Annotated in this window: 19 protein-coding genes; 6 read left to right on the top strand and 13 right to left on the bottom strand. The window is 63.8% G+C overall.

Features of this window, described 5'->3' with window-relative positions; all coding sequences use genetic code 11:
• The first annotated feature begins 5 nt into the window (after positions 1–5).
• Positions 6–2,081, top strand: coding sequence for an ATP-dependent DNA helicase RecG (recG, locus tag ACLH0H_RS09755; RefSeq protein WP_411381855.1), 2,076 nt, complete (start codon positions 6–8; stop codon positions 2,079–2,081).
• Between the two features lie 77 nt (positions 2,082–2,158).
• Entirely contained in the window at positions 2,159–3,559 is a 1,401-nt protein-coding gene (locus ACLH0H_RS09750; RefSeq protein WP_076952051.1) for an aminoacyl-tRNA deacylase and HDOD domain-containing protein, read from the top strand.
• A 130-nt stretch (positions 3,560–3,689) separates the two neighbouring features.
• Here the strand turns inward: ACLH0H_RS09750 and ACLH0H_RS09745 are convergent, their stop codons facing one another.
• From ACLH0H_RS09745 to tagH, 13 genes are all read right to left on the bottom strand, one after another.
• The gene (locus ACLH0H_RS09745; protein ID WP_057006710.1) at positions 3,690–4,064 is read right to left on the bottom strand and encodes a hypothetical protein; all 375 of its coding nucleotides are present in this window, start codon (positions 4,062–4,064) and stop codon (positions 3,690–3,692) included.
• 124 nt (positions 4,065–4,188) lie between these two features.
• Positions 4,189–5,112, bottom strand: a complete 924-nt coding sequence (gene tagQ / locus ACLH0H_RS09740; protein ID WP_411381854.1) for a type VI secretion system-associated lipoprotein TagQ — start codon at positions 5,110–5,112, stop codon at positions 4,189–4,191.
• A gap of 84 nt (positions 5,113–5,196) precedes the next feature.
• Entirely contained in the window at positions 5,197–6,906 is a 1,710-nt protein-coding gene (locus ACLH0H_RS09735; protein ID WP_411381853.1) for a formylglycine-generating enzyme family protein, read from the bottom strand.
• Positions 6,899–8,083, bottom strand: coding sequence for an ABC transporter permease (locus ACLH0H_RS09730; protein WP_411381852.1), 1,185 nt, complete (start codon positions 8,081–8,083; stop codon positions 6,899–6,901). Before ACLH0H_RS09730 ends, ACLH0H_RS09735 begins: the two co-directional genes overlap by 8 nt.
• Positions 8,083–8,787 (bottom strand): ABC transporter ATP-binding protein, encoded by a 705-nt coding sequence (locus tag ACLH0H_RS09725; protein ID WP_411381851.1) that lies wholly within the window; start codon positions 8,785–8,787, stop codon positions 8,083–8,085. Before ACLH0H_RS09725 ends, ACLH0H_RS09730 begins: the two co-directional genes overlap by 1 nt.
• Entirely contained in the window at positions 8,787–11,765 is a 2,979-nt protein-coding gene (locus ACLH0H_RS09720) for a serine/threonine-protein kinase (protein WP_411381850.1), read from the bottom strand. The genes ACLH0H_RS09725 and ACLH0H_RS09720 overlap by 1 nt, the downstream gene beginning before the upstream one ends.
• Positions 11,762–12,481: a PP2C family protein-serine/threonine phosphatase gene (locus ACLH0H_RS09715; RefSeq protein ID WP_411381849.1), complete on the bottom strand. Its 720-nt coding sequence runs from the start codon at positions 12,479–12,481 to the stop codon at positions 11,762–11,764. The genes ACLH0H_RS09720 and ACLH0H_RS09715 overlap by 4 nt, the downstream gene beginning before the upstream one ends.
• The gene (gene tagF, locus ACLH0H_RS09710) at positions 12,482–13,135 is read right to left on the bottom strand and encodes a type VI secretion system-associated protein TagF (protein ID WP_411381848.1); all 654 of its coding nucleotides are present in this window, start codon (positions 13,133–13,135) and stop codon (positions 12,482–12,484) included.
• Positions 13,132–16,632 (bottom strand): type VI secretion system membrane subunit TssM, encoded by a 3,501-nt coding sequence (gene tssM, locus ACLH0H_RS09705; RefSeq protein ID WP_411381847.1) that lies wholly within the window; start codon positions 16,630–16,632, stop codon positions 13,132–13,134. Before tssM ends, tagF begins: the two co-directional genes overlap by 4 nt.
• Positions 16,629–17,918 carry a DotU family type VI secretion system protein gene (locus ACLH0H_RS09700; RefSeq protein ID WP_186686280.1) on the bottom strand — a complete coding sequence of 430 codons (1,290 nt, stop codon included), beginning with the start codon at positions 17,916–17,918 and terminating at the stop codon, positions 16,629–16,631. Before ACLH0H_RS09700 ends, tssM begins: the two co-directional genes overlap by 4 nt.
• 6 nt (positions 17,919–17,924) lie before the next feature.
• Positions 17,925–19,259 (bottom strand): type VI secretion system baseplate subunit TssK, encoded by a 1,335-nt coding sequence (gene tssK, locus ACLH0H_RS09695; protein WP_411381846.1) that lies wholly within the window; start codon positions 19,257–19,259, stop codon positions 17,925–17,927.
• 18 nt (positions 19,260–19,277) lie between these two features.
• On the bottom strand, positions 19,278–19,787 hold the full coding sequence (tssJ, locus tag ACLH0H_RS09690) for a type VI secretion system lipoprotein TssJ (RefSeq protein ID WP_411381845.1): 510 nt from the start codon (positions 19,785–19,787) through the stop codon (positions 19,278–19,280).
• A gap of 55 nt (positions 19,788–19,842) precedes the next feature.
• The gene (gene tagH / locus ACLH0H_RS09685; RefSeq protein ID WP_411381844.1) at positions 19,843–21,168 is read right to left on the bottom strand and encodes a type VI secretion system-associated FHA domain protein TagH; all 1,326 of its coding nucleotides are present in this window, start codon (positions 21,166–21,168) and stop codon (positions 19,843–19,845) included.
• A 393-nt stretch (positions 21,169–21,561) separates the two neighbouring features.
• Here tagH and tssA point away from each other — a divergent pair, with 393 nt between their 5' ends.
• The 4 genes from tssA to ACLH0H_RS09665 all read left to right on the top strand — a co-directional run bounded on the left by tssA (position 21,562) and on the right by ACLH0H_RS09665 (position 25,288).
• Positions 21,562–22,581 carry a type VI secretion system protein TssA gene (gene tssA / locus ACLH0H_RS09680; protein ID WP_411381843.1) on the top strand — a complete coding sequence of 340 codons (1,020 nt, stop codon included), beginning with the start codon at positions 21,562–21,564 and terminating at the stop codon, positions 22,579–22,581.
• 53 nt (positions 22,582–22,634) lie between these two features.
• A complete protein-coding gene (gene tssB / locus ACLH0H_RS09675) occupies positions 22,635–23,141 on the top strand; it encodes a type VI secretion system contractile sheath small subunit (RefSeq protein ID WP_010207547.1) in 507 nt (168 codons plus the stop codon).
• A 2-nt stretch (positions 23,142–23,143) separates the two neighbouring features.
• Positions 23,144–24,640, top strand: coding sequence for a type VI secretion system contractile sheath large subunit (gene tssC, locus ACLH0H_RS09670; protein WP_411381842.1), 1,497 nt, complete (start codon positions 23,144–23,146; stop codon positions 24,638–24,640).
• A gap of 159 nt (positions 24,641–24,799) precedes the next feature.
• Positions 24,800–25,288, top strand: a complete 489-nt coding sequence (locus ACLH0H_RS09665; RefSeq protein WP_076952066.1) for an Hcp family type VI secretion system effector — start codon at positions 24,800–24,802, stop codon at positions 25,286–25,288.
• Positions 25,289–25,335 lie beyond the last annotated feature (47 nt).

Genomic DNA, 25,335 nt, shown 5'->3' with positions numbered 1-25,335 from the left:
ACGGTATGACTGAGCTGTCGCAGGTGTCGGTGACGGCACTCAAGGGTGTCGGTGAAGCCATGGCCGAGAAACTGGCCAAGGTCGGCCTGGAGAACCTCCAGGACGTGTTGTTCCACCTGCCCCTGCGCTACCAGGACCGGACCCGCGTGGTGCCTATCGGCCAGTTGCGCCCAGGGCAGGACGCGGTGGTCGAAGGCACCGTCAGCGGTGCCGATGTGGTGATGGGCAAGCGCCGCAGCCTGGTGGTGCGTCTGCAGGACGGCACCGGCGGCCTGAGCCTGCGCTTCTATCACTTCAGCAACGCGCAAAAGGAAGGCCTCAAGCGTGGCACTCGCGTGCGCTGCTACGGCGAAGCACGGCCCGGCGCATCAGGCCTGGAGATCTATCACCCGGAATACCGCGCCATTACCGGCGACGAGCCGCCACCGGTCGACACCACGCTCACACCCATCTACCCGCTCACCGAAGGCCTGACCCAGCAACGCCTGCGCCAACTGTGCATGCAGACCCTGGCCCTGCTCGGCCCGAAAAGCCTGCCCGACTGGCTGCCCCTGGAGCTGGCCCGTGACTATCAATTGGCGCCGCTGGACGATGCGATTCGTTACCTGCACCACCCACCGGCCGACGCCGATGTCGACGAACTGGCACTTGGTCATCATTGGGCCCAGCACCGCCTGGCCTTTGAAGAACTGCTGACCCACCAACTGTCCCAGCAACGCCTGCGCGAGAGCATGCGCTCCCTGCGTGCGCCGGCGATGCCCAAGGCCACGCGTTTGCCCGCGCAATACCTGGCCAACCTCGGCTTTGCGCCCACCGGCGCCCAGCAGCGCGTCGGCAATGAAATCGCCTACGACCTCAGCCAGAACGAACCGATGCTGCGGCTGATCCAGGGTGACGTCGGCGCAGGCAAGACCGTGGTCGCCGCCCTCGCCGCCCTGCAGGCCCTGGAAGCCGGTTACCAGGTGGCGCTGATGGCGCCCACCGAAATCCTTGCCGAGCAGCACTTCATCACCTTCAAACGTTGGCTCGAACCGCTGGGCCTGGAGGTCGCGTGGCTGGCCGGCAAACTCAAGGGCAAGGTGCGCGCCGCGGCACTGGAACAGATCGCCGGCGGTGCGCCGATGGTGGTGGGCACCCACGCGCTGTTCCAGGATGAAGTGCAGTTCAAGAACCTCGCCCTGGTGATCATCGACGAACAGCACCGCTTCGGCGTGCAACAGCGCCTGGCCCTGCGCCAGAAAGGCGTGGGCGGGCGCATGAACCCGCATCAACTGATCATGACCGCCACACCAATCCCACGCACCCTGGCGATGAGTGCTTACGCCGACCTCGACACCTCGATTCTCGACGAACTACCGCCGGGCCGTACGCCGGTCAATACCGTGCTGGTCACCGACACCCGGCGTGTCGAGGTGATCGAGCGCGTGCGCGGCGCCTGCGCCGAAGGCCGCCAGGCGTACTGGGTGTGCACACTGATCGAGGAGTCCGAAGAACTGACCTGCCAGGCGGCCGAAACCACCTTTGAAGACCTCACCAGCGCCCTCGGTGAGCTCAAGGTCGGGCTGATCCACGGCCGCATGAAACCTGCGGAAAAGGCGGTCGTCATGGCAGAGTTCAAGGCAGGCAACTTGCAATTGCTGGTGGCCACCACCGTGATCGAGGTGGGGGTGGACGTGCCCAACGCCAGCCTGATGATCATCGAGAACCCCGAGCGCCTGGGCCTGGCGCAGTTGCACCAGTTGCGCGGTCGTGTCGGCCGGGGCAGCGCGGCCAGCCATTGCGTGCTGCTCTACCACCCGCCGCTGTCACAGATCGGCCGTCAGCGCCTGGGCATCATGCGTGAAACCAACGACGGTTTTGTCATCGCCGAAAAAGACCTCGAGCTGCGCGGCCCCGGCGAAATGCTCGGCACTCGCCAGACCGGCCTGCTGCAATTCAAGGTGGCCGACCTGATGCGCGACGCTGATTTGCTCCCCGCCGTGCGCGATGCGGCGCAAGCGTTGATGGAGCGCTGGCCGGAACATGTCAGCCCGTTGCTGGATCGCTGGCTCAGGCACGGGCAGCAATACGGTCAAGTGTAAGGTGCGACGCACTTAACCGACCTACAGGTGTGTCAAGCTGGTTATACTTCGACGACTGTACGAAATTGGATCAGGCCATGTCAGAAGTTGCCCTCGCCACAGCCCCACTGACCGCCCCGCCGGTCATTCGGGCTCTGCTCGCAAAACTCGCCGTCCCCTACGCGGAAGTCGCCGATCTACCGGGCCTGAATCCTGCACGAAAGGTCCAGGCCGTTTTGCTGGAAGACGCGGTGGGTGCGCTGATGGTGCTATTTCCGCAGAGCCAGTTGCTCGACCTCAACCGCCTCACCGAGCTCACCGGGCGACGCCTCACGGCCGTGTCGCCGGATCGCGTCAGGCGCATGTTGGACAAGCATGACCTGAGCCTGCTGCCAGGCCTGCCGCCCCTCACCAGTTCGCCGTGCCTGTACGAAGGCAGCCTGCTCGACGAGCCGAGCCTGCTGGTGCACTCGGGCGAAGCCGGGTTACTGCTGGACATCCCCAGCGACGCCTTCAAGACCATGCTCACCAAGGCCAGCGCCGCGCATTTTGGCGAGCCGCTGAGCAACATTCGTCCCAACCTCGACCGTCCGAACGATGACCGCGAGGAAATCACCCAGGCGATGCAGGCGTTCACCGCGCGCCGTATCCAGCAGCGCCTGGAAGCGACGATCGAGATCCCACCGCTGGCGGATACCGCGCAAAAGATCATCAAGCTGCGTGTCGACCCCAACGCCACCATTGATGACATCACCAGCGTGGTGGAAACCGACCCCGCGTTGGCCGCGCAGGTCGTGAGCTGGGCGGCGTCACCGTACTACGCCTCGCCGGGCAAGATCCGCTCCGTGGAAGACGCGATCGTGCGCGTGCTGGGTTTTGACCTGGTGATCAACCTGGCGCTGGGCCTGGCCTTGGGTAAGACCCTGAGCCTGCCCAAGGACCACCCGCACCAGGCCACGCCGTACTGGCACCAATCCATCTACACCGCCGCCGTGATCGAAGGCCTGACCCGCGCCATGCCCCGCGCGCAGCGCCCGGAAGCCGGCCTGACCTACCTGGCCGGCCTGCTGCACAACTTCGGTTATCTGCTGCTGGCCCACGTGTTCCCGCCGCACTTCTCGCTGATCTGCCGGCACCTGGAAGTCAACCCGCACCTGTGCCACAGCTACGTCGAGCAACACTTGCTGGGCATCAGCCGCGAACAGATCGGCGCCTGGCTGATGCGCTACTGGGACATGCCGGACGAACTGTCCACCGCCCTGCGCTTCCAGCACGACCCGACGTACGACGGCCAATATGCCGAGTACCCGAACCTGGTGTGCCTGGCCGTGCGCCTGTTGCGCAGCCGCGGCATCGGCTCGGGGCCGGATGAAGCAATTCCGGATGCGCTGCTGGAGCGGTTGGGGTTGAGCCGTGACAAGGCTGAAGAAGTGGTTGGCAAGGTGTTGGATGCAGAGGTGTTGTTGCGGGAGCTGGCTTCGCAGTTCAGTCAGGGCTGAATCCGTCGCCTGTCAGACCGCTATCGCAGGCAAGCCAGCTCCCACAATTGACCGCATTCCAAAGTGGGAACACCGTCACCTGTGGGAGCTGGCTTGCCTGCGATGAATTCAACTCGGTCTGACTGAAGCCCTACTTCTTTTTCTTCGGCCTCAAATACTTGGTCAACCCCTGGAACCAGATCACCAGCGCCGGGTTGCCCTTGATCTGGATCGATTTGTCCTGAATTCCCGTCATGAACGCCAATTGCTTGTTCTTCGCCTGCATCGTGGCGAAGCCATAGGCGGCATCCTTGAAGGCAATAGCAAACGCCGGCGCAGGGTGGACACCCGAGCGGCTGGTGATGCGCTGGTCTTTGACGATGAAGTGGCGTGCAACCTTGCCGTCGAGGGTCTGCAGCTGGAAGGCCAGGTCTTTGTCACCCAGTTGCTGCTGGAAGGCAGGATTGGTGCGGCTGGCTTTGCCCATCATCAGGCCCAGCACCCACAGCAGAAGACGAAATTTCATGCACACGGCCTCGGTGTAATTATTGAGTGGCCGCAGCAGTTTAATGATTTTCAAAAAGAACGCCACCGATCTTGCGCATTAGCGGAAGATCGGCTGGCGTTTGACGCTTATAGCAGCATGTTACTTAAACGTTAGGGCACGGCACTGGCGCCCAGTCGGCCAGGTTTGGATTGGTGCAGTTGAGTTTGAGCTGCGAATCACCCGCGCTGGCAACCTGTTTGCTTTCAGCTTGCTTGGCCTGCACGGTCTGGAGGCTCTTCTCGGTGGTCACTGCTTCTTGTGGCACCACTGGCAATTCTTTCTTTTTCGCCGGTTTGACGATTTTCTTGCCTTTGGCCGGCGGAGTCACCGGTGTGGTGTCGGCGGTGGCGACGGTGACGACATCGGCACGTTGCACGCCGACTTGCTGCAGGTCTTTCTCATAGGCCTGGGTGTAGTTGTTGAGGTCTTCGGCGGCTTTGCCGTTGACCGCGACGATCAGGTCATTGGACTCTTTCAGGCCCGACACAATTTCCGCCAGGCGCTTGCGGCCTTCGCTGTCGTTGACAGTCTTGGCTTTGCGGTCGGCCACCAGCTTGGTGAACGCACTCTGATAGCACTGCTGCGACGCCTTGGCGTAAGCGGTGCTGCGGTCGATGTCGGAGGCGCTTTTGTTCACGTCAGCGGCATAGGAAGCAATGCGCTGGTTGTCGTCGGCGATCTGCTTCTGACGCTCGGTGTAGTAACCCGCTGCGCCGCCTGCGAGGGCGCCGCCAGCGGCACCGATGGCCGCGTTACGGCCACGCTTTTCTTTGTCGCCGGTCAACGCACCGAGCAGTGCACCGCCCGCCGCGCCGATGGCCGCGCCGGTCACGACCGACTGGGTCATGTTCGAATCGGTCGCACGCAAGTGCTGCACCGGCTCGTAGCAGTTGGGGTAGTACTCGACCTTGGTGCTCGACGCGACCTTGGAGGCCGGCGACGTGGCGCAACCGGTCAGCACAGTGCTGAAACCGGCCGCGATCAGCAGCAAGTGACGCTTGGAAACCGCCTTACGGGAAAAAAGCATAGGTGTGTTCTCGTTTAAGTTTGACTTGCCCAGCACGGCCCACCGCCGTCTGAGTCCCTTCCAAGCTCGCCATACAGCCAGCGATCATCGCTGACCGCTCGCTGCGAGCAATTCCTTCAAGATCGTTGCCGGGTCGGCCCGCTGTTGCTTGCGGTAGTCGCCGACATGGCGAACGAACAGTGTTGCGCGCGTTACCAGGCTCTTGCCGAGCACAGGCTTGCGATCCAACTCTTCCTTGATCCGTTGAAACTGCGCCTGGATCACCGCATCGGTGTAGCGCGTGCCGGTGGCCAGGTTGTCGATATAGATCGCCACCGCGCCGTCGAGGGCGCTGCGGCCATTGGCAAGGGCTATGTCAAACAGCTTCGCGCTGGGCTCATCCTTGGCGTCGATGGCCTGCTGTCGGCTCTTTTGCAGGTTGGCCAGGCGGATGTTGTAGTTGGCGATGGTCTCCGCCACCAGGGCGGCCGACTGAATCAGGTTGCCCGCCGCTTCCTCGCGTTGCTGGGCGATCAGCGAGACGTTGCGCTTGAGCTCTTCGTTGACCAGCCCCAACTCGGCTTGCAGCTTGGGGTCGACGCTGGCGGCGATGATGCTGTCCAGGCGCTTGGTCGGGTCCTGGGCGTCATCGATGGCATCGGTCAGTGACGCCAGACGGCCTTCTTTCTGCCACTGGGCGAACAGTTCCTTGTAACGCGAACGCGGCGCCGACAGCGCGCCAATCGCCACGCGAAAACCGGTGGTCTCGTTGCTTTGCTCGGTGCCATCGGCGGCAAACAACGGGTACTCACGACGCATGCCGGTGAACAACGTGCCCTCGCCTTCCAGGTAATTGCCGCCCTTGACCACAAAGCCGCCATAGGTGCCCTGGCGACGCCCGGCGTGCACCAGTTGGAACGACTCCTGGACCATTTCCGCCGCGTTGCCGATCACATCGAACAGGCCGATCGGGTTGGGCAATTTGGTGCCGATGGGCATCAGGCGCGCGGCCTGGCCGGTGCCGCCGGCGACCTGATTGAACACGGCGTAATCGCCGAGCGGGCCGTCGCTTTCGCTGCCTTCGACGCGGCGCGGGAACAGCCGCCCTTCCAGGTCCTGACGGCTCACGGCCTGGCCACCGCGTGCGGCGAATTCCCATTCCACTTCGGTAGGCAGGCGCACGAAACCCAGGCCGCCGTCTTCGGCCGACGAACCGCGCCCACTCACCGGCAACAGCTCGCGGTGGTATTTCATCAACCAGGCGCTGTACACCGCCGAGAAGCGCTCAGCCTCAAAGCGCGACAGCTTCACCTTGGGCAAGCGCCCAGCCATGCCGGTGGGTGCATCGCACGCCGGCGCCGGTTCGCCACTGGCCAGGGACTGCGCCTGGGACATGACTTGGGCATATTGGCGCGCAGTCACTTCGTACTTGCCGATGAAATACAGCATCGGCTTGAGCGGGGTCTTGGCATCGGTCTTCGGCATCAAGGGCGCGATGACTTTATTCCAGTCCTTGGGCAAGTCCTTGAGGGTGAACTGGCCGTTGATAAAGTCGCGGCGGTAACCGGAAATAAACGACTGCTGGTAGCCCGCCTCACCTTCGGCAAACGGGTAGCCGAGGCTGATCTCGCGGTCGTCCAGCGTGCCCTGGGCCAATACGTAGGCATAGCGGAACACCATATTGCCTTCGCACGGCAGCGGCAGGCTCACGTCATCCGGCAACGGCCTGGGGTTGTCGAGCTTGTCGCTCGCTTCATCGGCCCAGGCCATCGAAGCCAAGGTCAGCGCCACACAGGCGCCCAGTAACTTATACATCTCTGATTCCTTCAGAAGCCTGGATACGCGCCACTCGCCAACCGCCACAGGCCGCCGCCACGGCGCTGACGCCGAGGACTGCAACCAGGGCCAGGCCGTAATGATGCGCCAGCAGGCGGCTGGCGTGTTCGCCCGGCACCTGCACGAATAATTTATTCAAGCTCGCCTCGGCCAGGCCATACAGCCCGGCGCTGAGCACGGCGGCAAAGCCTGCGCTATAGAGCGCCTGCAACACCACAAACAATAACAGCCCACCGGTGGAAACCCCCAACAGGCGCAACACCGACAATTCCCGCCGCTTGCGCGCCACCGCAGCCAGCGCGCCAGCAAAGATAGCCGCGAATGCCCCCGCCAACGCCAGCCCACAGATTACCCAAAACACAATCGACAGATTGCGGCTCAACGACTGCACCTGCGCAATAGTCTGCGCCTGGGTCGACACCAGCAGATTCTGCCCGGCGAAAAACACGCGCAGCGGCTCCACGTCGGTGAGGCTGCGGGCATACAGGCGAAACGCCGGATACACACGCTGCTCGCTCACACCCACCTCATCGCCGGCCCACCCCAATGTCGGCACTGCACGGCCATCGCGGTAATCTTCAACGGCTTCCAGCAGGCGCAAGTCGGCAAACAAACCGTCACGGGCAAAGGCTTCCAACGGCAAGATCGCCAGCACCTGCACGCGCGTGCGCTGGGCCTCCACGCGCCCCGCCACTTGCCGCGCAAAGCTGCTTTGCAGCCAATCCCCAGGCCGCGCCGCCAGCTTCTCGGCGGCGGTGTGGCTCAACACAATCTGATCCAGGCCCTTTGGCACCGGTAGGCCGGCGAGCAATGGGTCGCCGGTCGCAGTCGGCAGCATTTCCAGGGCCAACGTGCCCACCTGCGCCGTCGCCGCAATCTGCCGCGTACGCGGTATGGCGAACGCCACATCGGCGCGCTGGCCGAGTTGCTCGATAAAACCGCTGCTGAATCGACCACCGCCCAGCGGAATAATTTCACGGGTGGCGGGATCGGTCTGCAAACGTTCGGTCAAACTGCTAACCAGTCCAAACTTCAGGCCGAATAACACCAGCAACGGCGCGATAACGGCGACCAGCGCCAATACCGAACAGGCGGACAGCCAGGCATCGTTGCGATAGTCCTGCCAGGCCAGCGACGCCACCAGACCGATGCGCATCAGCACGCCTCCCCGAGGGTGGCGGTGACGCCGCCGTCGGTGTCGCGACGGCAACTGATGCGCCGAACCTGCAAGCCACTGGCGCGGGCTAGCGGCTCGTCATGGGTAGCGATCACACAGGCGGCACGGTGTTCGCGGGCCTGGGCGAGCAAGGCGTGCATCACGCGCTCGGCGTTCAAGGGGTCGAGTGACGCCGTCGGTTCGTCCGCCAGCACCAGTTGCGGCGCATGGGCCAACGCACGGGCACAGCTGACCCGCTGGCGTTGGCCCACGGAAAGCGCAGCCGGTTTCTTGGCCAACTGATCGCTGATCTCCAATTGCTCGGCCAGGCGCGCCACGCTGCCGTCGTCCTTCAAGCCCAGCAGTTGCCGGGACAGCGCGATATTGCCGCGCACATCGAGAAAGCCCAGCAAGCCACCGGTTTGCAGCACATAGCCCAAATGCTCGCTGCGCAGCGCGGCCAAGTTGGATTGCTTATCCGCCCGCCACAACCCGGCGATGTCCTGCCGGTTGAATTCAAATTGCCCGACCTGATCCGGCGCCAATACCAGCGCCAACAAGTCCAGCAAGGTGCTCTTGCCACAGCCGCTCGGCCCGACAATCGCCACTTGCTCACCCGCACGCAGCGCCAGCGCCGGGATCACCAGGCTGTAGCGCTGGCTACCGACGCCCCGGCTCTTGTGCACCGCGCTCAGGTTCAACATCACGGCAGCGTCGACAACGGCACGCGGTACAACGCATCGCCCGGTTCGGCGTCGCCGAAACGGACCCAGTTGGCCAGGTCGTTATGGAAGGTTTCATACAGGCGGATTTTCGAATCCAGCTCGTCGATGAAGTCTTCCTGCTCGGCCACGCTCAACGACAACCACAGGTCCTGGGTCATGTTCAACGACTTGCTGCGGTACGGCAGGCCTTCCAGGTATTCGCCAAGAATGCCGCCGTCGGCCAGGTTACCGCCCTTGCGCAAGGCCTGCGGATCGCGGCTCATGTAGGCCGAAGCGCTGGCGATTTCCTGGAAGAAATCCTTGGGTGACGTCTGGGTCTTGCGCGCGGCATCGACGATCAGCTTCAGCGACTGCTGCAGGTCGTTGAGCTGCAATTTGGTCAGCATCACGCACACCTGGAACGCCGGCAGCGCCGGGTTGGTCAGGTCGCGGTCGGCGGTCCAGGCGCTGACCAGTTGCGGTGCCTGGCTCGCGCTTTTGCGACCGAGGAAATCCATGTGCATGGCATAGCCGACCGCCGCGGATTTATCCGCAAGGCTAGGCGCGCTGTTCAGCAACGGCACCGGTTGCGGCGTATTGCTGCGCACCTGGTGCACGAGGTTGGCGAACACCGTGCCGATCTCATCCACGCGCTCCCCCAACTTGCGCACGTCGCCACCGGGCACCGGCGTGTAGAGGTCGCCGATCTGCGGGTTGGTGTCGGCGGTGAGGATACGGTACTGGCTCTCGGCGCCGGCATGGGTTTTCTTGCCGGCGTCGGTGCGCAGATGCAGGGCGTAGATTTTGATCTGCTTGCCCAGCGCAGCCTGGCGCACTTCGGCTTCGTTCATTTGGGTCGTGGCAAACGGGTCGTTCTTGCGCAGTGCACCGGCATCGGTGACCAGCAGGATGATGCGCCCGCCGTAACCGGACCAATCCATGCCGTTCACCGCTTGCATCACCCCGGCGAACGCATCTTCGTTGAACGAATGGCTCGACACGCTGGACGCCTTGACCTGGCGCGCCATGTCGAGGAAGCGTTGCGGATCGCGGCCCTGGTCGAGGGTGATCAAGGTCTTGGCCACGTACTCCAGGCCTGGGGTCTTCTTGATGCTGTTGCGAAAACCCACCATGCCGAAACTGACGCTGTCCAACTCGCCGCGCTCGCCGATGCGGGTTTGCAGTTCGTGCACCACGTCGCGGATCTGGTCGATGTAGGGCTGCATCGACACGGTGGTATCGACCACCAAAACGACGGCAGTGCGAAACGCGTCGGCGTTCGCATTGATCACTGGCGTGGACGGTTTGGCGGCGCTGCTGCCGGGATCGATGGAGGCCACATTGAGCAACTGCACCGGCTGGCCGTTCTCGTCGAAGCTCTCTTTGGAGTCGAAGATCGGCAGCAGGTAGAACTGGTTCTGCGGCACCGCGCTGGCGGTCGGCTCCAGGGCGAGAATCTGATTATTGTCTTCGCTGTTCTTCTGCGCCTTGGCCAATGCACCTTTGGCCGCCGCAGGATCGGCCAGCAGTTTTTCCACTTCGCTGGATTGGCGCAGGAACATCACCGGCGCCCGGCCCGAGCGTTCGGTGAACGTCAATACCAGGCTCTGCTTCCAGTCGCTGACCTGAGCCGCCGGCAGCCAACCATCGCTGCGCCCGTCGGTGGCAGCACCGACACGCACCCACGGGCTGCCGTTGACGTCTTTGCGCTGGTAAACGTAGAGCACCGAGAACGCCGGCAGGGTTTTGCCGGCGGCGCTGCCCGCTTCACTCGAGAGCTTCGCCCCCGGTTTGCTGAGGACGCGTTGAAACAGGGTCTTCTTGCCCGCCATCAACAACGGGCGCTGACCGCCGTCGACTTCAGCGACCGCAGGCGGTGGTGGCGGTGGTGGCGTCACTTTCGGCAGCACCGCAGCGGGCGGCTTGGCAGGCTCATCGCCGGCGCTCAACCACCAATAACTGGCGCCACCAATGGCCAACGCCACCGCCACTGCAACGGCGGCCAACGCCAACATCGGCCCACGGCGCTGCTCGGACACCGCAGGGTGCTGCGTCGGTGTCACCACCGGCTGGCGCGCCGCCTGGGGTTTGTCGGTGGGGATCTCGATGGACTCCGGGGTAATGCCGGCCAGATCAAACGTCATCGGGGTTGGCAGCGGCCGCACCAGGGTGGCCTCCGGCGACTCCCCCGGCAGGTTATCCAGAGCCCGCAGCAACGCCGCCGCATCCGGGAAACGCTCCGCCGGGTCCTTGGCCAGCAACTTGCGCAGCACCTCCTGGTAGCGGCCGTGGTGCACCGGCAATTCCGGCAACGGCTCAGTCAGGTGCGCGAGCGCCGTCGAAAGCGCATCGGTGCCACGGTAAGGCAGCTCGCCGACCAGAATCTCGTAGAGCACCACGCCCAGCGCATACAGGTCCGCGCGGCCATCGATCTCCTGGCCCCGCGCCTGTTCCGGGCTCATATAGCTCGGCGTGCCCACGGCGAACCCGGCCTGGGTGAATTGGGTGCGGTCATCCAGTGACTTGGCGATGCCGAAGTCCGACAACACCGCCGTGCCATCGGCGCGGAACAGAATGTTCGCCGGTTTCACATCGCGGTGCACCAGGCCTTGGGCATGGGCATAGCCCAGCGCCGAGGCAATCTGGCGGATCAGCGTCACACCCTGTTCCGGCGTCAGGCCGGCGGCAATGCGCTCCTTGAGCGTGCCGTTGGGCAGGTATTCCATGGCCATGTAATACAGCTCACCGACGTTGCCGATGTCATGGATGGTCACGGTGTGCGGGTGCGACAGGCGCGCCAGGGTCTTGCCCTCACGCAGGAAACGCTCGCAAAAGGTCGGGTCGGCCGCCAGCGCCGCCGCCATCACTTTCAACGCCACCTTGCGTTCCAGCGAACGCTGGGTCGCCAAGTAGACGCTGGCCATGGCGCCTTCGCCGATCTCGCCTTCGATGTCATAACCAGGGATGACGATGTTCATGACGATACCTTCACGACGATGGCGGTGATGTTATCCGGCGCGCCCCGGTTGAGCCCCAGGTGCACCAGGCTGCGCACGATTTCATCCGGCGCATCATGGCTGAGGACTTCGCGAATTTCATGGTCTTCGACGGTCTTGTTCAGACCATCGCTGCACAGCAGGTAACTGTCACCGGGGGCGATCAACAGGTCGAGCACCGCTACCTCAAGCTGGGCTTCCACCCCCACGGCGCGGGTGACGATATTGGCGCGCGGATGGCTGCGGGCGTCGGCCTCGCTGAGCAGGCCGCTGTCTTGCAAGTCCTGCACATAACTGTGATCGCGCGAAAGACTCTCCAACACCCCGTCGCGCAGGCGGTACAGGCGACTGTCGCCGGCCCACAGGCACACGCCGCGCAAGCCCCGGGCGGCAAGCAGCACCACGGTGCTGCCCATCATGCTCACGCCACGGTTGGCGGTTTCTTCGCGCACGGCGGCGTTGATGCGGATCAGGTCGTTGCGCAACGCTGCCGAGTATTCCTCCAAAGAACGCCCCAGCGGCACACTGCGCAGGCTGTCGACGATCAGGCTGCTGACGTAATCGCCCGCGGCGTGCCCGCCCATGCCGTCTGCCACCACCCACAGGCGATTCTCCGGCAGGTCCAGGCAAGCATCTTCGTTGACCTGGCGCACCATGCCCACATGGCTTTTGCTCGCGGATTTGTACGTCGCGCCCATCTACACCACACCTTCTTGTCCGAGCAAAAACTGCGCAAAATCGCCAGCGGCAGGCAGGCCCTGACACCGCAATAAACCGGGGGAAATACGCTGCGAACCACGGCCCCACCACAAGCTCGCACCCTCGCAGGCCTGCTCCGCCAGCGCGGCCAGGCGCTGATGCGGCTCGGTAGCGGCCATGCGTTGCAGGCCGGCGAAGCGGCTGTCCACCGCACGCGGTTCAGTGGCTGGCAGGCCCAAGTTATCGAGGCCTTCATTGAACTGTTCGAAGGTCGCGCCTGCATCCAGGGTGCTGAGCAGCAACGCTTCGGCCTGTTCGAACCACGTGTCGGGCCCGCCCACCAAGGATGCCGGGTTGGTGTCGTGATCGAGCAAAGCCACCACCGCCAGCGGAAAATACCGTCCGACGCGGTCGATGCTCGGCATCACCACGCCCGCCGCCGCGTCCGGCCCGCACACGCCCGGCGCCAGCACAAAGCGCCACAACGGGCTGACCAGGTACACGTCGAGCCACTCGCCGCCGAGGCTGTTCTGGCTGGCGAGCAGCCCCGCCGCCAGCCAGCTGTCCCACGGGCCGACAAAACTCCGGGGCAAGGCACGGCTGACGAAATCCCCACGACTGGCCAACTTGCCGTAGAAACCCAGCGCCGTCATAGCCGCTCCGGCAGGCTGAAGCCACTGAGCACGCGGCTCTTGAACGGGTTGAAGGCGCTGTTGGCGCGCAGCTCGTAGGCGATGCTCGCACCGTCGACGCGCAGGCGCAGGTTGAAGCGGTCCGGCGAATTGCCGGCGGTGAGATCAGATTGCTCCAGCAGGCGGAACCAGGCCCACGGCCCGTCCAGGGTCACGCCGGAGCGGCCGCTGGCCGAGGGCGGCATGATCGAAATGCGCACCACGCCAATGCTGCCGGGGTTCGGCCACTGCATCGCCACCGGGCGACTCGGGCCGTGGTCGTAGCTCAACTGCTGGCCGTCCAGGTCCAGCAGGAACTGGGTGATGGTTGGGTCCATCGACACGGGCTTGAGTTCGAAACGCACGATGGGCTGGGTGCCCCCCGACCTGAAGAACGCGTCACGAATCGTCGCGGCACGCTGGAAGGTTTGCAGCACACCCGGTGCAATCCCCAGCTTCTGCGCCGCGCCCGGCTGCCAGCGCCAGGTCTGCGCCGAAGTATCCACGTAGGGTTGCAGGTATTTGCGGAAGTAGTTATCCATCACCCCGCCCACGCCGAAGAACTGACCGAAGTCATCCAGGGTGGCGTCACGCGCACTGCCCGGCGACATCGGGTAACGCCCGGCCAGGGACTGGCGATACACGTTGACCACTTCGCTGACCCAGGCTGCGTTCAGCTGGTTGCGTACCCCGCCCATCATGCTGTTGGTGGTGGAATTGACCACCGACTTGACCATGCCCTGCACCAGCGGCGGCTGGCGTTCGGCATTCAGGCTGACCCGCGTCGCGGCAGCCGCCGCCTGGTTCTTCGCCTCGCCCAGCAAGGCATCGCCGCTGGCACCGACCATGGCGCTGACCTGCACATACAGCGCGTTCATGTCCGTGAGCAGGCCGTCGATGGCTGCCGGTTCGCCTTCGTTTTTGCTGACAATGCTGTTGAGTTCGGCAAAGTGTGCCGTCACCGGGTCATCCATGGCGGCAGGTGCATTGGCGCTCGGTTGTTCCTGGCCGAGCAGGCTGCCGAGGCGCTCCTTGAGCTTGTCGACGCCGCCTTCCACCGGCACGCCTTTGGCGACCAATTGGCGTTCTTCAGCTTGCAGATCGGTTTCCTTTGCCACGGCCACCAGCAGTTTTTTCAGCGGGGACGTGGGGCCGGAAATCACCCGCAGCACATCGGCCGCCTGGGCCACGCTGGTGATCGGCACAAAGTCGATGTCCGCCAGCAAGGCGTCCCACTGGCGCTGGTAATCCTGGAAATACAGGCGGCGCACATCGGCGGCCAGGCTGGCTACGTTCTGCTGGTCGGCCTGCTCCTGGCCGAGCACCCATTGCTCTTCAGCGAGGGTGCCGGTCTGGTTCAAGCTGCTCAACAGGAATGCCTGGCGATAGCCCTTGGCGGTGAAGAACCCACTCAGCGGCTCGCCCAATGGCTTGCCGCTCTTGCGGCTGAACACCAGTGCCGCATCACGGCCGGCGGCTTCGTTGATGCGAAAGTCTGGAATGCCTTCGGGCAGTTTCTGGCGTTTGACCCGGTCGTAGACGCGTTGCGCCACCGGCAGCTGTTGCAGTTGGCGGCGCAGGTCGTCGATCAGGCGCGGGTCGAGGCGCGCACTCGGCGGATGGCGCTCAAACAGGGCCTGCAAGTGCCCGGCCAACGCCTGGCGCTGATCGGCCGGCAGGTCGCGCGGCAGGTTGCGGTCCCAGTCCAGGGCGATCCAGGCCTTGATGAAGTCCGGGTCATAATGCTCGGTGTCGGCGAGCATCAAGTAGGCCTTGAGGCCTTCGTAGAGGAAGTCGGAATTGCCGCCGCCGTGCAGTTGTTCTTCGATGCGCGTCACCAGGCGGGGCGCGAACACGGCAATCAACAGCTTGCGGTAGACACTGGCGGACTCGGCTTCAAGCATGTCGCCCTGATACAGGCCGAGGCCTTCGGACCAGCTTGGCGAGTCGCCCGCCAGGTTCTTCACCGCGTTGAGCAATGGCAGCACCGCAAGCACTTCACGCTGCGCCGGGCTCAGGTTCTGCACGGCCTGGCCCAGCGGCGCGACCTTCTGGTCGACTTGCGCGATATACGCCTGGTTAGCGCGATAACTCACCCACCACAGGCCGCTGACCACCACGACCAATGCCACGGTGGCGGCCAGCACCCCACGCGCAATCCATTTGCGGCGCCGTTCGACCTTGGGGTTCACCCCCACCAAGCCGCGTTCGGCAAACGCCACGGCGGTGAACAGCTTTTCGATGAAGTAGCTGCGCCCGGTGCCGCTCTGGCGCGCCAGGTGCTGGCGGTCCAGGTTCATGCTCTGGGCCATCGCGCCGATCAGACGGTCGATCGGGCTGCCTTCCTGGGTGCCGCTGGTGAAGTACACACCGCGCAGCAACACGCGCTCTTCAAAGGCATTGGGCTTGAACACGCCTTCGAGGAAGCTTTGCAGGCAATCCTTCAATGCCCCGAACTGTTGCGGGAAGCCGTAGATCAGGTCGCGCCGCGCCGGGTCGCGTTCCTGTTGCAGGCGTTCCACCAGGCGTTCGTTGAGGCGCTGCTCCAGGCCGGCGAATTCGCTTTGCAGGTGCGCCAACGGGCTGTCGCTGTTTTTGCCGTCATCCAGGGCAAAGGTCATGCCCCAGACCTGGGCGCGGTCTTCCTTGCTCAGGTTGTCGAAGAACTCCATGAAGCCCGGCACCAGGTCAAGCTTGGTCAGCATCAGGTAGATCGGGAAGCGCACGCCCAGGTGGGTGTACAGCTCCTGGATGCGCAGGCGGATCGCCGCGGCGTGGGCGGCGCGCTCGGCGTCGGTGCCGAGCAGCAAGTCCGAGAGGCTGATGGCAATGAATGCACCGTCGATGGGCCGTCGCGAGCGCTGCTTTTTCAGCAGGTCGAGAAAGCCCAGCCACGCGGCTTTATCCACCGTGGAGTTGCTGTCCTGGGTGGTGTAGCGGCCTGCCGTGTCGAGCAATACGGCTTGGTCGGTGAACCACCAGTCGCAGTTGCGCGTACCGCCAACGCCACGCACGGCACCTGCGCCCAATTGCGCGGCCAGCGGGAAATGCAGCCCCGAATTGACCAGCGCCGTGGTCTTGCCCGAGCCCGGTGGGCCGATGATTACGTACCACGGCAGCTCATAAAGGTTGCGGCGCTCATCGCCACCGAGCTTGGCCTTTTTCAGCAGCGCCAGAGCCTCGTCCATACGCTGGCGCAGCGTGGTGAGTTCTTCGGCCGTGGCGACGCTGTTCGGGTCTGCCGGGGTTTCGGCGGCCAGGCTGCGCATCACTTCGGCGGCCTGACGCTGCGCCTGGACGATGCGGAACACGCGGTAGGCGATCCACAGCGCAAACACCAGGGCGATCAGCGCCCAGCGGCGTCCTTCCGGCACCAGCACATCCAGCAATGGCCCGACAAACCAGATGATCAGGCTCAGGGCAATCAGGCCCAGCACGGGAATCACCCAGCGAATCATGAAACTGAACAACGCCTTCACTCGACGCCCTCCGCCAATACGGTGATTTCAACCCGACGATTGCGGGCACGGCCTTCGGCTGTTGCGTTGGTCGCCAATGGCTCGGTGTCGCTGCGGCCCTCGGCACTGAAGCGATCGGCCTGGCCGGTCTTGGCCGCCAGAATGTCCAGCACCGACTTGGCCCGTGCTTCGGACAAGGCCCAGTTGGACGGAAAGCGCAGCGTGGCAATCGGGCGGTTGTCGCTGTGCCCGGTGACGCGCACCTGGCCCTTGACCTTGCGTATGGCGTCGGCGATGCGCAGCATCAGTGGCTGATAATCGTCGACGATGCTGGCGCTGGCGGAGGCGAACAGTTCATCGCCACGAATGGTCACCACCGAGCGGTCGACCTTATCTTCCACGGCGACGCGGCCGGCCTTGATTTCTTCAGCGAGGAAGCCCGCCAGGCGCGGCCGCTCGATGACTTTGGGCTGCGCCACTGGACGGTCGATGGCCTGCACCGGGATTTCGCCCAGCGCATGGATATTCTTGAATACCGGCTCGGCATCCGCCGCCAGCAACAGGCGCAAGACAAACAGCAACGCCAACAGCAGCGCCAGGCCAATGGCCACAGCGATCCAGGGCGGCATGAACTGCGCCAGGCGATCGCGCGCCACGGTCACGCCGCGCCAGTGCGGCGACAGTTCGCGCTCGTGTTCGCCACGGGCGCTGCGAATGGCCGCGGCGGTGCGTTCGCGCAGGGCCTCCAGCTGGCTGCGACCGTCGTTCATCACGCGATAGCGGCCTTCGAAACCCAGGCACATGCACAGGTACAACAGCTCCAGCAGGTAGAGGCGTTCGCGCGGGCTTTGCAGGCAGTGCTCAAGCAGCTGGAAGACCTTTTCGCCGCCCCAGGCTTCGTTGTGCACGGTGATCAGCAAGCTTTGTTTACCCCAGTCACTGGTGCTGCCCCAGGGCGTGCTCAACACCGCTTCATCCAGCGCGGTGCACAGCGCGTAGCGCGCCAGCAGCACTTCGTTGCGGGCGATGCCGGCGGCTTCGGCGCGCTCTTCGAACTGGCGCAGGTAGGCCAGCAACTGCGCACGCAGGCTGGCCGGCGCCGGATGGGCGATGGTGTTGCGCAGGCGCGTCAGCAAGGCAAGCAGCGGGCCGGCGGCGCTTTCCAGCGGGTTCAGGCCGTGGCTCTTGCCGGTGAGCATCGGCGCGGCCGGCATCGCCAAAGGCGCAGGCTCGGCACGCGCAGGTTCCGGCGCCCGGCCACCCGGACGCGGCATGAACTGGGTGCGGTCATCGTCGTTGGGGTGCATCGCGGATTATCCTCGGATCGCCCAGAAGGCCAGGTTCAAGCCCGGGAACTGCCCGGCGATGTGGAAAGCGAAACCGCCGGAATTGCTCAGCTGTTGCCAGTGCTCGCTACCGCGATCGAGCTCGTAATAGGTCGAGCCCGCGTGGTACGGCAGCTGGCGTGGCGCCACCGGCAACGGCAACAGGCTGATGCCCGGCAGTTGCAGGTTGACCAGGTCGCGGATGTGTTCCACCGAGCCGACTTTGCTCTGCTGGCCGAAACGCGCGCGCAGGGTTTCGCCGGGCACATCGGCACGCACCACCAGAATGAAACTGGCGCTGTCGAGCAAGGTTTTGTCGGCCAGCATGGCCACGTGGACGCCGTAGGCTTTCTCGACAATCGGGATCGGCGTGGCCTTGCTGTCGATCAGCATCGACAGCGCTTCACGCAGCGCGGCCATCACTGGAGCAAAACTCAGGGCCAGGTCGTCATGCTGGTACTGCGGGTATTCCTGGGGGCGGCGGCCCGAGGTCGAAAAGGTCGAGAACTCGCCGGCCAGGCTGACCAGTTCGCTGTAGAAGCGCTCGGGGTGCAACGGGCTCAGTTGGCTCAAATGCTGGACCAGCGGTTGCGCACGGTTGACCAGCTGCAGCAGCATGAAATCGGCAATCTCCGACGCACCACCGGCGCCCGACGCAACCACGCGGCCGGCCAGGGCTTCGCCGCGCTGGTGCAGCAGGCCGAGCAATTCACTGCGAAACGCGGTCAGCGGCTTGCTCGCGGCCACGTCGAGTACGGGCGCAATGTAAGTGTCGTCGAGCACCAGCGCGCGGTCGGCGCGTTTTTCCTTGATGCGCACCAGACCCACGGCGGCGTAGTCGCTGATGCCATCCTGGGCGGTCAGCAAGCGCAGGGCACGTGAACCGACGGCCACCGGCGCGCGGTTTTCGAACGGTGCATTGTCATCACGCACTTCGCGTACCTGGCTCACGTAACGCGCGGCTTCCAGGGCTTCGCCTTCCTCCACGGTATCGCGGGCGCCGGCGCGCTTGAGCGGCAGGGCCAGGTACACCAGGCCGTCGCGCAGGTTGTCGTCGATATTCAGCGGGCTCGGCGCCAGGTCATCCTGGGGAATATTGAACGGCGTGCCGTCGGGTAACAGGCCGCGTGCCGAGACGATTGCCAGCTTGCCCTGGGCCAGCAGGCCCTGGTCGATCAGCAACTCGGAAAACCCCCAGGCGCCTGCGCACAGCGGACGGCTACGGGCGTCGATCAGGTTTTCCAGGTAACGGTCATGCTGCTGGAAGTGCTGCGTTCCGATGAACATGCCTTCCGACCAGACCACGCGATTGTTCCAGGACATGGGAGCTCCGATTGCTTCTTATTGGGCAGGGCTGGATGGGGAGGCCACGATGTCGGCGCGCACGGCACGCACATCGAGGCTGATCTGGTATTCGGTGTATTGGCGCGCGGGCACGTTGATGACCGTGCGCCATTGCGCGCGGTCCAACTCTCGATAACCCACCAACAGCCCGATCTGGCGCGTGGACGGGTCGAGGTCGCGCTGGACGCTCAGTTGCGCGCCGGGCTGCACCACCACTTCGTCCTGGTCCAGCAGGTCCAGGCCCAGGGTCGATTGCGCGCGGTCCGCCAGGGCGAAGTAATCGGAACGGGCGAACGTGGCGGCGTTTTTCAGCTCGAAAATGCGCACCCGCACCGGCGCGGCCTGGCCATCGGCACCGGGGTTGAGCCCGCTGATCGCGTGAAAATGCAGCTCGACGGCGGCCGTGTCTGCTTCTGCTTGCGCAGCCGCTTCGGGTTTGGCGGCGTCTTTGGCACACGCCGTCAGCAGAAGCAGTGTGGCAACTGCGAGTAAAAACCTGGGAATCATCCTGCGTCCTCAATGACGTACTTGGCTATCCGTCAATCCATGGGTTGCGGCGCGTTTACCGACGCTGTCGGGCGCTGTGTTCTTCGTAGGCCCGGCTGAATTCACGGCCGAACAGGTCTTGGAAATCTTCCTGGGCCTCACGGGAAATATTGCTGTAGAGCTCGGTGAACTGCTGCCAGTACTGGGCCTGGCGCGAGCCGTTGAAGAGGCTCGACAGCCCGCCGGGCTTGCCCATGCGCTCTTCCAGTTGCGCCGGCTCGAAGCGGCTGAGCAGGTGCTTGATCGCCGCCTCCACGCCGGCCATCACAGCCAATTGGTGCGCGCGCAGGTCGTTGAAACTGTCGCGCACGGCGAGGTCCGGCGCCATAAACGCCTGGTTGCCGTGACGTAGTAACAGCAGTAACGCTTCGTCGGCATTCGGGGCGAATTTCAACGGATTGTTTTCCGCGGGCTGGATCATCGTCTGCTGCATGCGGAACTCGCCCTTGAGGCTGGCGCGGGCACGCAACACGTCGATCAGGCCTTCGACCATCAAGCGGTAGCTGCGGCCGATGCTCTCCATCTGGGCCTCAGCCTGAGCCTTGTCCAGGCGCAGTTGGTCGAGGCCGGCGCCGCGCAGGAAGGCTTGCAGCAGGTCGGGTTGCTGGCTGTCCGCCACGGGGAGCACGGGCTCGACCACGGGTGGCGGCTGGATGACCGGCGCAGGCGGTGGTGATGGTGCGCTGACCACCGGAGCAGGCGCGTCGCCAAACAGGTCCCAATCCTCGGGAATCACCACGCCTGACGCCACAGGCGCCTGTTCCACCGGCACGCTGAGCGGCGTTGGCGGGCGGAAATCGTGTTGTTCGCTGGGCACGTGGTCCGCCACGGTGGGTGGCGGCACGGTGGTGGGGCTGAGGAAATCAAACAGATCCGGCAGCGTGTCCATCGAGGACGCACCCTGGAACTGCGGCGCTATCACCGGCACAGGCGTGGGCGGGCTCACCACGGCGCCCATCAGCGCTTCAAAGCTATTGGGTGATTCGCCGGCAAACGACTGGCTTGCAACAGCCTGTACGTTGAAATCGATACGCGCCTGGATCTCGTAATCGCCGATACGGATCAGCTCGCCATCCTGCAACGGCTCGCTGTTGCCCCGACGCATACGAACACCGGCTTTTACCAACTCCACACCATTAGTACTGTTATCGGTCAGGTAATAACGGCCGTCTTTGTATTGAATAACGCAATGTTGCGAGGAGACCAGGCGCTCTGGGTCTGGCAGTACCCAATCATTATCCGAGCTGCGGCCGATAGCCATCGAGCCCTGATTGATGGACTTTTCGGAGCACTGCCCAGGGGTAATCTTGTGATAACTAGTGATAGTCAAACACAGCGACATCTTGCCTCCTTGCTGATACTTCGCGCGCGGTCGATTCCCGGGACAGCGCTTCCCGGGATATCCCCATCCGGTCGAGCAGTCGACCGTCCAAACCTGCCAATGTCAGCATGATCGCTGATCTTAACTGGCCTCTATGACAAAAATCCTGCCCCGGTGCGTCGTTCGACCCGCCAGTCGCACAGGTTGTTAAGCACCGCACATCTGTCACACAGGGCGAATAGCTTACCTTGACAAGGCATAAGTACTACACCAAAAATGCACAACTTCTTGCATTCCAATGATGGCACATTAGTGGCGCCTTGTTTATATGACCAAGAAAACATGCAAAGTTCCTCACGCAACTAATGCATGAACCGCCCGCCATTTAACGGGCCGATAGGGAGATCGATTTCAGTGGATGTGCCGTTGCTGCTCACCGCCGTTTCCGCGACTTCGCCCTGTGGCGAAGACATGGAATATGACGCGCAATTTCTGCAATTGGAACGTGATGCCAAGGGCCAGCCCGAGCGCAGCATGGGCGATTCGATCCTGCCCGCCGAACCGCCGGAATGGCGCAGCATCCAGCAGCAAAGCCTGGACTTGCTGGCGCGCAGCAAAGACTTGCGCATCACCCATTTCCTGCTGCAAAGCTCCCTCGCACTCCAAGGCGTGGCCGGCCTGGCCGAAGTCCTCACGCTGATCAACGCGTTGCTGCGCGACTACTGGGCCGACCTGCACCCGCGCCTGGACGCCGACGACGATAACGACCCCACCGTGCGCATCAACGCGCTCACAGGCATGACCTGCGACACCAACGTTCGCCTGCTGCGCGAGAGCATCCTCACGCGCTCGCGCACCTTCGGTCCCGTGAGCCTGCGCGCGGCGCTCAATGCCAGTGGCCTGCTGAGCTTCCCCGATGAGCAACTCGGCGCCCAGCAACTCAACGCCGCATTCCTCGACAGCGACCCCGAGCACCTGCAAGCCACCCGCGACGCCTTGAGTGCAGCGCGTGCGGCGTGCGAAGCCATCGAGCAACAAGTCAATGAGCAGGTCGGTTCCGCCCAGGGCGTGGACCTCACGGCCTTGAAGCAACCGCTCAAGCAGGCGTTGCAGATACTCAATCAAGCGGTGCCGGGCAGCGACAGCAGCAGTGAATCCGAGGCGGTCAGTGACGACCATGCCCCCTCGGTCGATTTCGCCCCCGCCCCCGCCGCACCACGCCCGGCCGGTGATATCGCCAGCCGCGATGACGTGTTGCGCAGCCTCGACAAGATCCTTGCGTACTACACCCGGCACGAGCCCTCGAGCCCGCTGCCGGTGCTGTTGAACCGGGCGAAAAATCTGGTGCACGCCGACTTCGCGGCCATCGTGCGCAATCTGATTCCCGATGGCATGTCCCAATTTGAAAACCTGCGCGGCCCGGACGGCGAGTAAACCGCCCGACTGTGCAGTAACAACACCGTCGCTAAGCGACCAGGAGCAGCAACGTGGCGAAGCAAAGTTCTCAGAAATTCATCGCGCGCAACCGCGCGCCTCGAGTGCAGATCGAGTACGACGTCGAGCTTTACGGCGCCGAGAAAAAGGTCCAGCTGCCCTTCGTGATGGGTGTGATGGCCGACCTCGCCGGCAAGCCTGCCGAGCCGTTGGCGCCGGTGGCCGACCGCAAGTTCCTTGAAGTGGACGTCGACAACTTCGACTCGCGCCTCAAGGCCATGCAGCCGCGCGTGGCGTTCCACGTACCCAACGAGCTGACCGGCGAAGGCAACCTGAGCCTGGACATCACCTTCGAAAGCATGGACGACTTCAGCCCGGCCGCCGTGGCCCGCAAGGTCGACTCGCTGAACCAGTTGCTCGAAGCCCGTACCCAGTTGGCCAACCTGCTGACCTACATGGACGGCAAGACCGGCGCTGAAGAAATCATCATGAAGGCGATCAAGGACCCGGCACTGCTTCAGGCACTTGCCAGCGCGCCCAAGCCTGCAGGGGATCAGTAATCATGACCGACAATACCGTTCGCGAAGGCGCGCTGAACCTGGGCGCTACCGAAGAAACCAGCGAGTTCGCATCCTTGCTGATGCAAGAATTCAAACCCAAGACCGAGCGTGCCCGCGAAGCCGTGGAAACCGCTGTGCGCACCCTGGCCGAACAGGCCCTGGCACAGACCGACCTGGTGTCCAATGACGCGATCAAGTCGATCGAATCGATCATCGCCGCCATTGACGCCAAGCTGACCGCCCAGGTCAACCAGATCATCCATCACCCGGATTTCCAGCAATTGGAAAGCGCCTGGCGTGGCCTGCACTACCTGGTCAACAACACCGAGAGCGATGAGCAACTCAAGATCCGCGTGCTCAACATCGCCAAGCCGGAACTGCACAAGACCCTGAAGAAATTCAAGGGCACCGCGTGGGACCAGAGCCCGATCTTCAAGAAGATGTACGAAGAAGAATACGGCCAGTTCGGCGGCGAACCCTACGGCTGCCTGGTAGGCGACTACTACTTCGATCAGTCGCCACCCGACGTGGAACTGCTGGGGGAGCTGTCGAAAGTCTGCGCCGCCATGCACTCGCCGTTCATCGCCGCGGCCTCGCCGACCGTGATGGGCATGGGCTCGTGGCAGGAACTGTCGAACCCGCGCGACCTGACCAAGATCTTCACCACCCCGGAATACGCCGGCTGGCGCTCGCTGCGTGAATCGGAAGACGCGCGCTACATCGGCCTGACCATGCCGCGCTTCCTGGCGCGCCTGCCGTACGGCGCCAAGACTGACCCGGTGGAAGCCTTCGCCTTCGAAGAAAACACCGACGGCGCCGACAGCTCCAAGTACACCTGGGCCAACGCCGCGTACGCGATGGCGGTGAACATCAACCGCTCGTTCAAGCACTACGGCTGGTGCTCGCGCATCCGTGGCATCGAGTCCGGCGGCGAAGTGGAAAACCTGCCGGCGCACACGTTCCCTACCGATGACGGTGGCGTGGACATGAAGTGCCCGACCGAAATCGCCATCAGCGACCGCCGTGAAGCGGAACTGGCGAAGAACGGTTTCATGCCGCTGCTGCACAAGAAAAACACCGACTTTGCCGCGTTCATTGGCGCGCAGTCGTTGCAGAAGCCGGCCGAATACGACGACCCGGACGCCACCGCCAACGCCAACCTGGCCGCGCGCCTGCCGTACCTGTTCGCCACGTGCCGTTTCGCGCACTACTTGAAGTGCATCGTGCGCGACAAGATCGGTTCCTTCAAAGAGAAGGACGAGATGCAGCGCTGGTTGCAGGACTGGATCCTCAACTACGTCGACGGTGACCCTGCGCACTCCACCGAGACCACCAAGGCCCAGCACCCATTGGCGGCTGCCGAGGTGATCGTGGAAGAAGTGGAAGGCAACCCGGGTTACTACAACTCCAAGTTCTACCTGCGCCCGCACTACCAGCTTGAAGGGCTGACGGTGTCGCTGCGCCTGGTATCGAAGTTGCCTTCGGCGAAAAGCGCATAAATAATTTTTGAACCGGCTCGCTCGTTCCCACGCTCCGCGTGGGAATGCCGCCCGGGACGCTCCGCGTCCCAATGACGCAGAGCGTCACAGGATGCGTTACCACGCAGAGCGTGGGAACGATCACCAAATCAAGTGGCCCGTGCCACACAGGGAGAAATCATGGCTGTTGATATTTTCATCAAGATCGGCGACATCAAGGGCGAGTCCATGGACAAGGCCCACAAGGACGAAATCGACGTACTGAGCTGGAGCTGGGGCATGGCCCAGTCCGGCAACATGCACGTCGGCGGTGGCGGTGGCGCGGGCAAGGTGAATATCCAGGACCTGTCGCTGACCAAGTACGTCGACAAGGCTTCGCCCAACCTGATGATGCACTGCGCCAGCGGCAAGCACATCGACAAGGTCAAGCTCACCGTGCGCAAGGCCGGTGGCGAAAGCCAGGTCGAGTACATGGTGATCAACCTGGAAGAAGTGCTGGTCACGTCCCTGAGCACCGGCGGTTCGGGCGGCGAAGATCGCCTGACCGAGAACGTCACCCTGAACTTTGCCCAAGTGATGGTCGACTACCAGCCGCAAAAGGCCGACGGCACCAAAGACGGCGGCCCGATCAAGTTTGGCTGGAACATCCGTTCCAACACCAAGCGCTGATAACTCTGGTGGCCGTGGCTGCGCGCCACGGCCCCAGGGATTCTGTT

The organism is Pseudomonas sp. MPB26, assembly GCF_046605355.1.
Classification (GTDB): domain Bacteria; phylum Pseudomonadota; class Gammaproteobacteria; order Pseudomonadales; family Pseudomonadaceae; genus Aquipseudomonas; species Aquipseudomonas cedrina.
The sequence above is the reverse complement of the archived record's forward strand: the minus strand, read 5'-3'. Positions and strand labels throughout refer to the sequence as shown.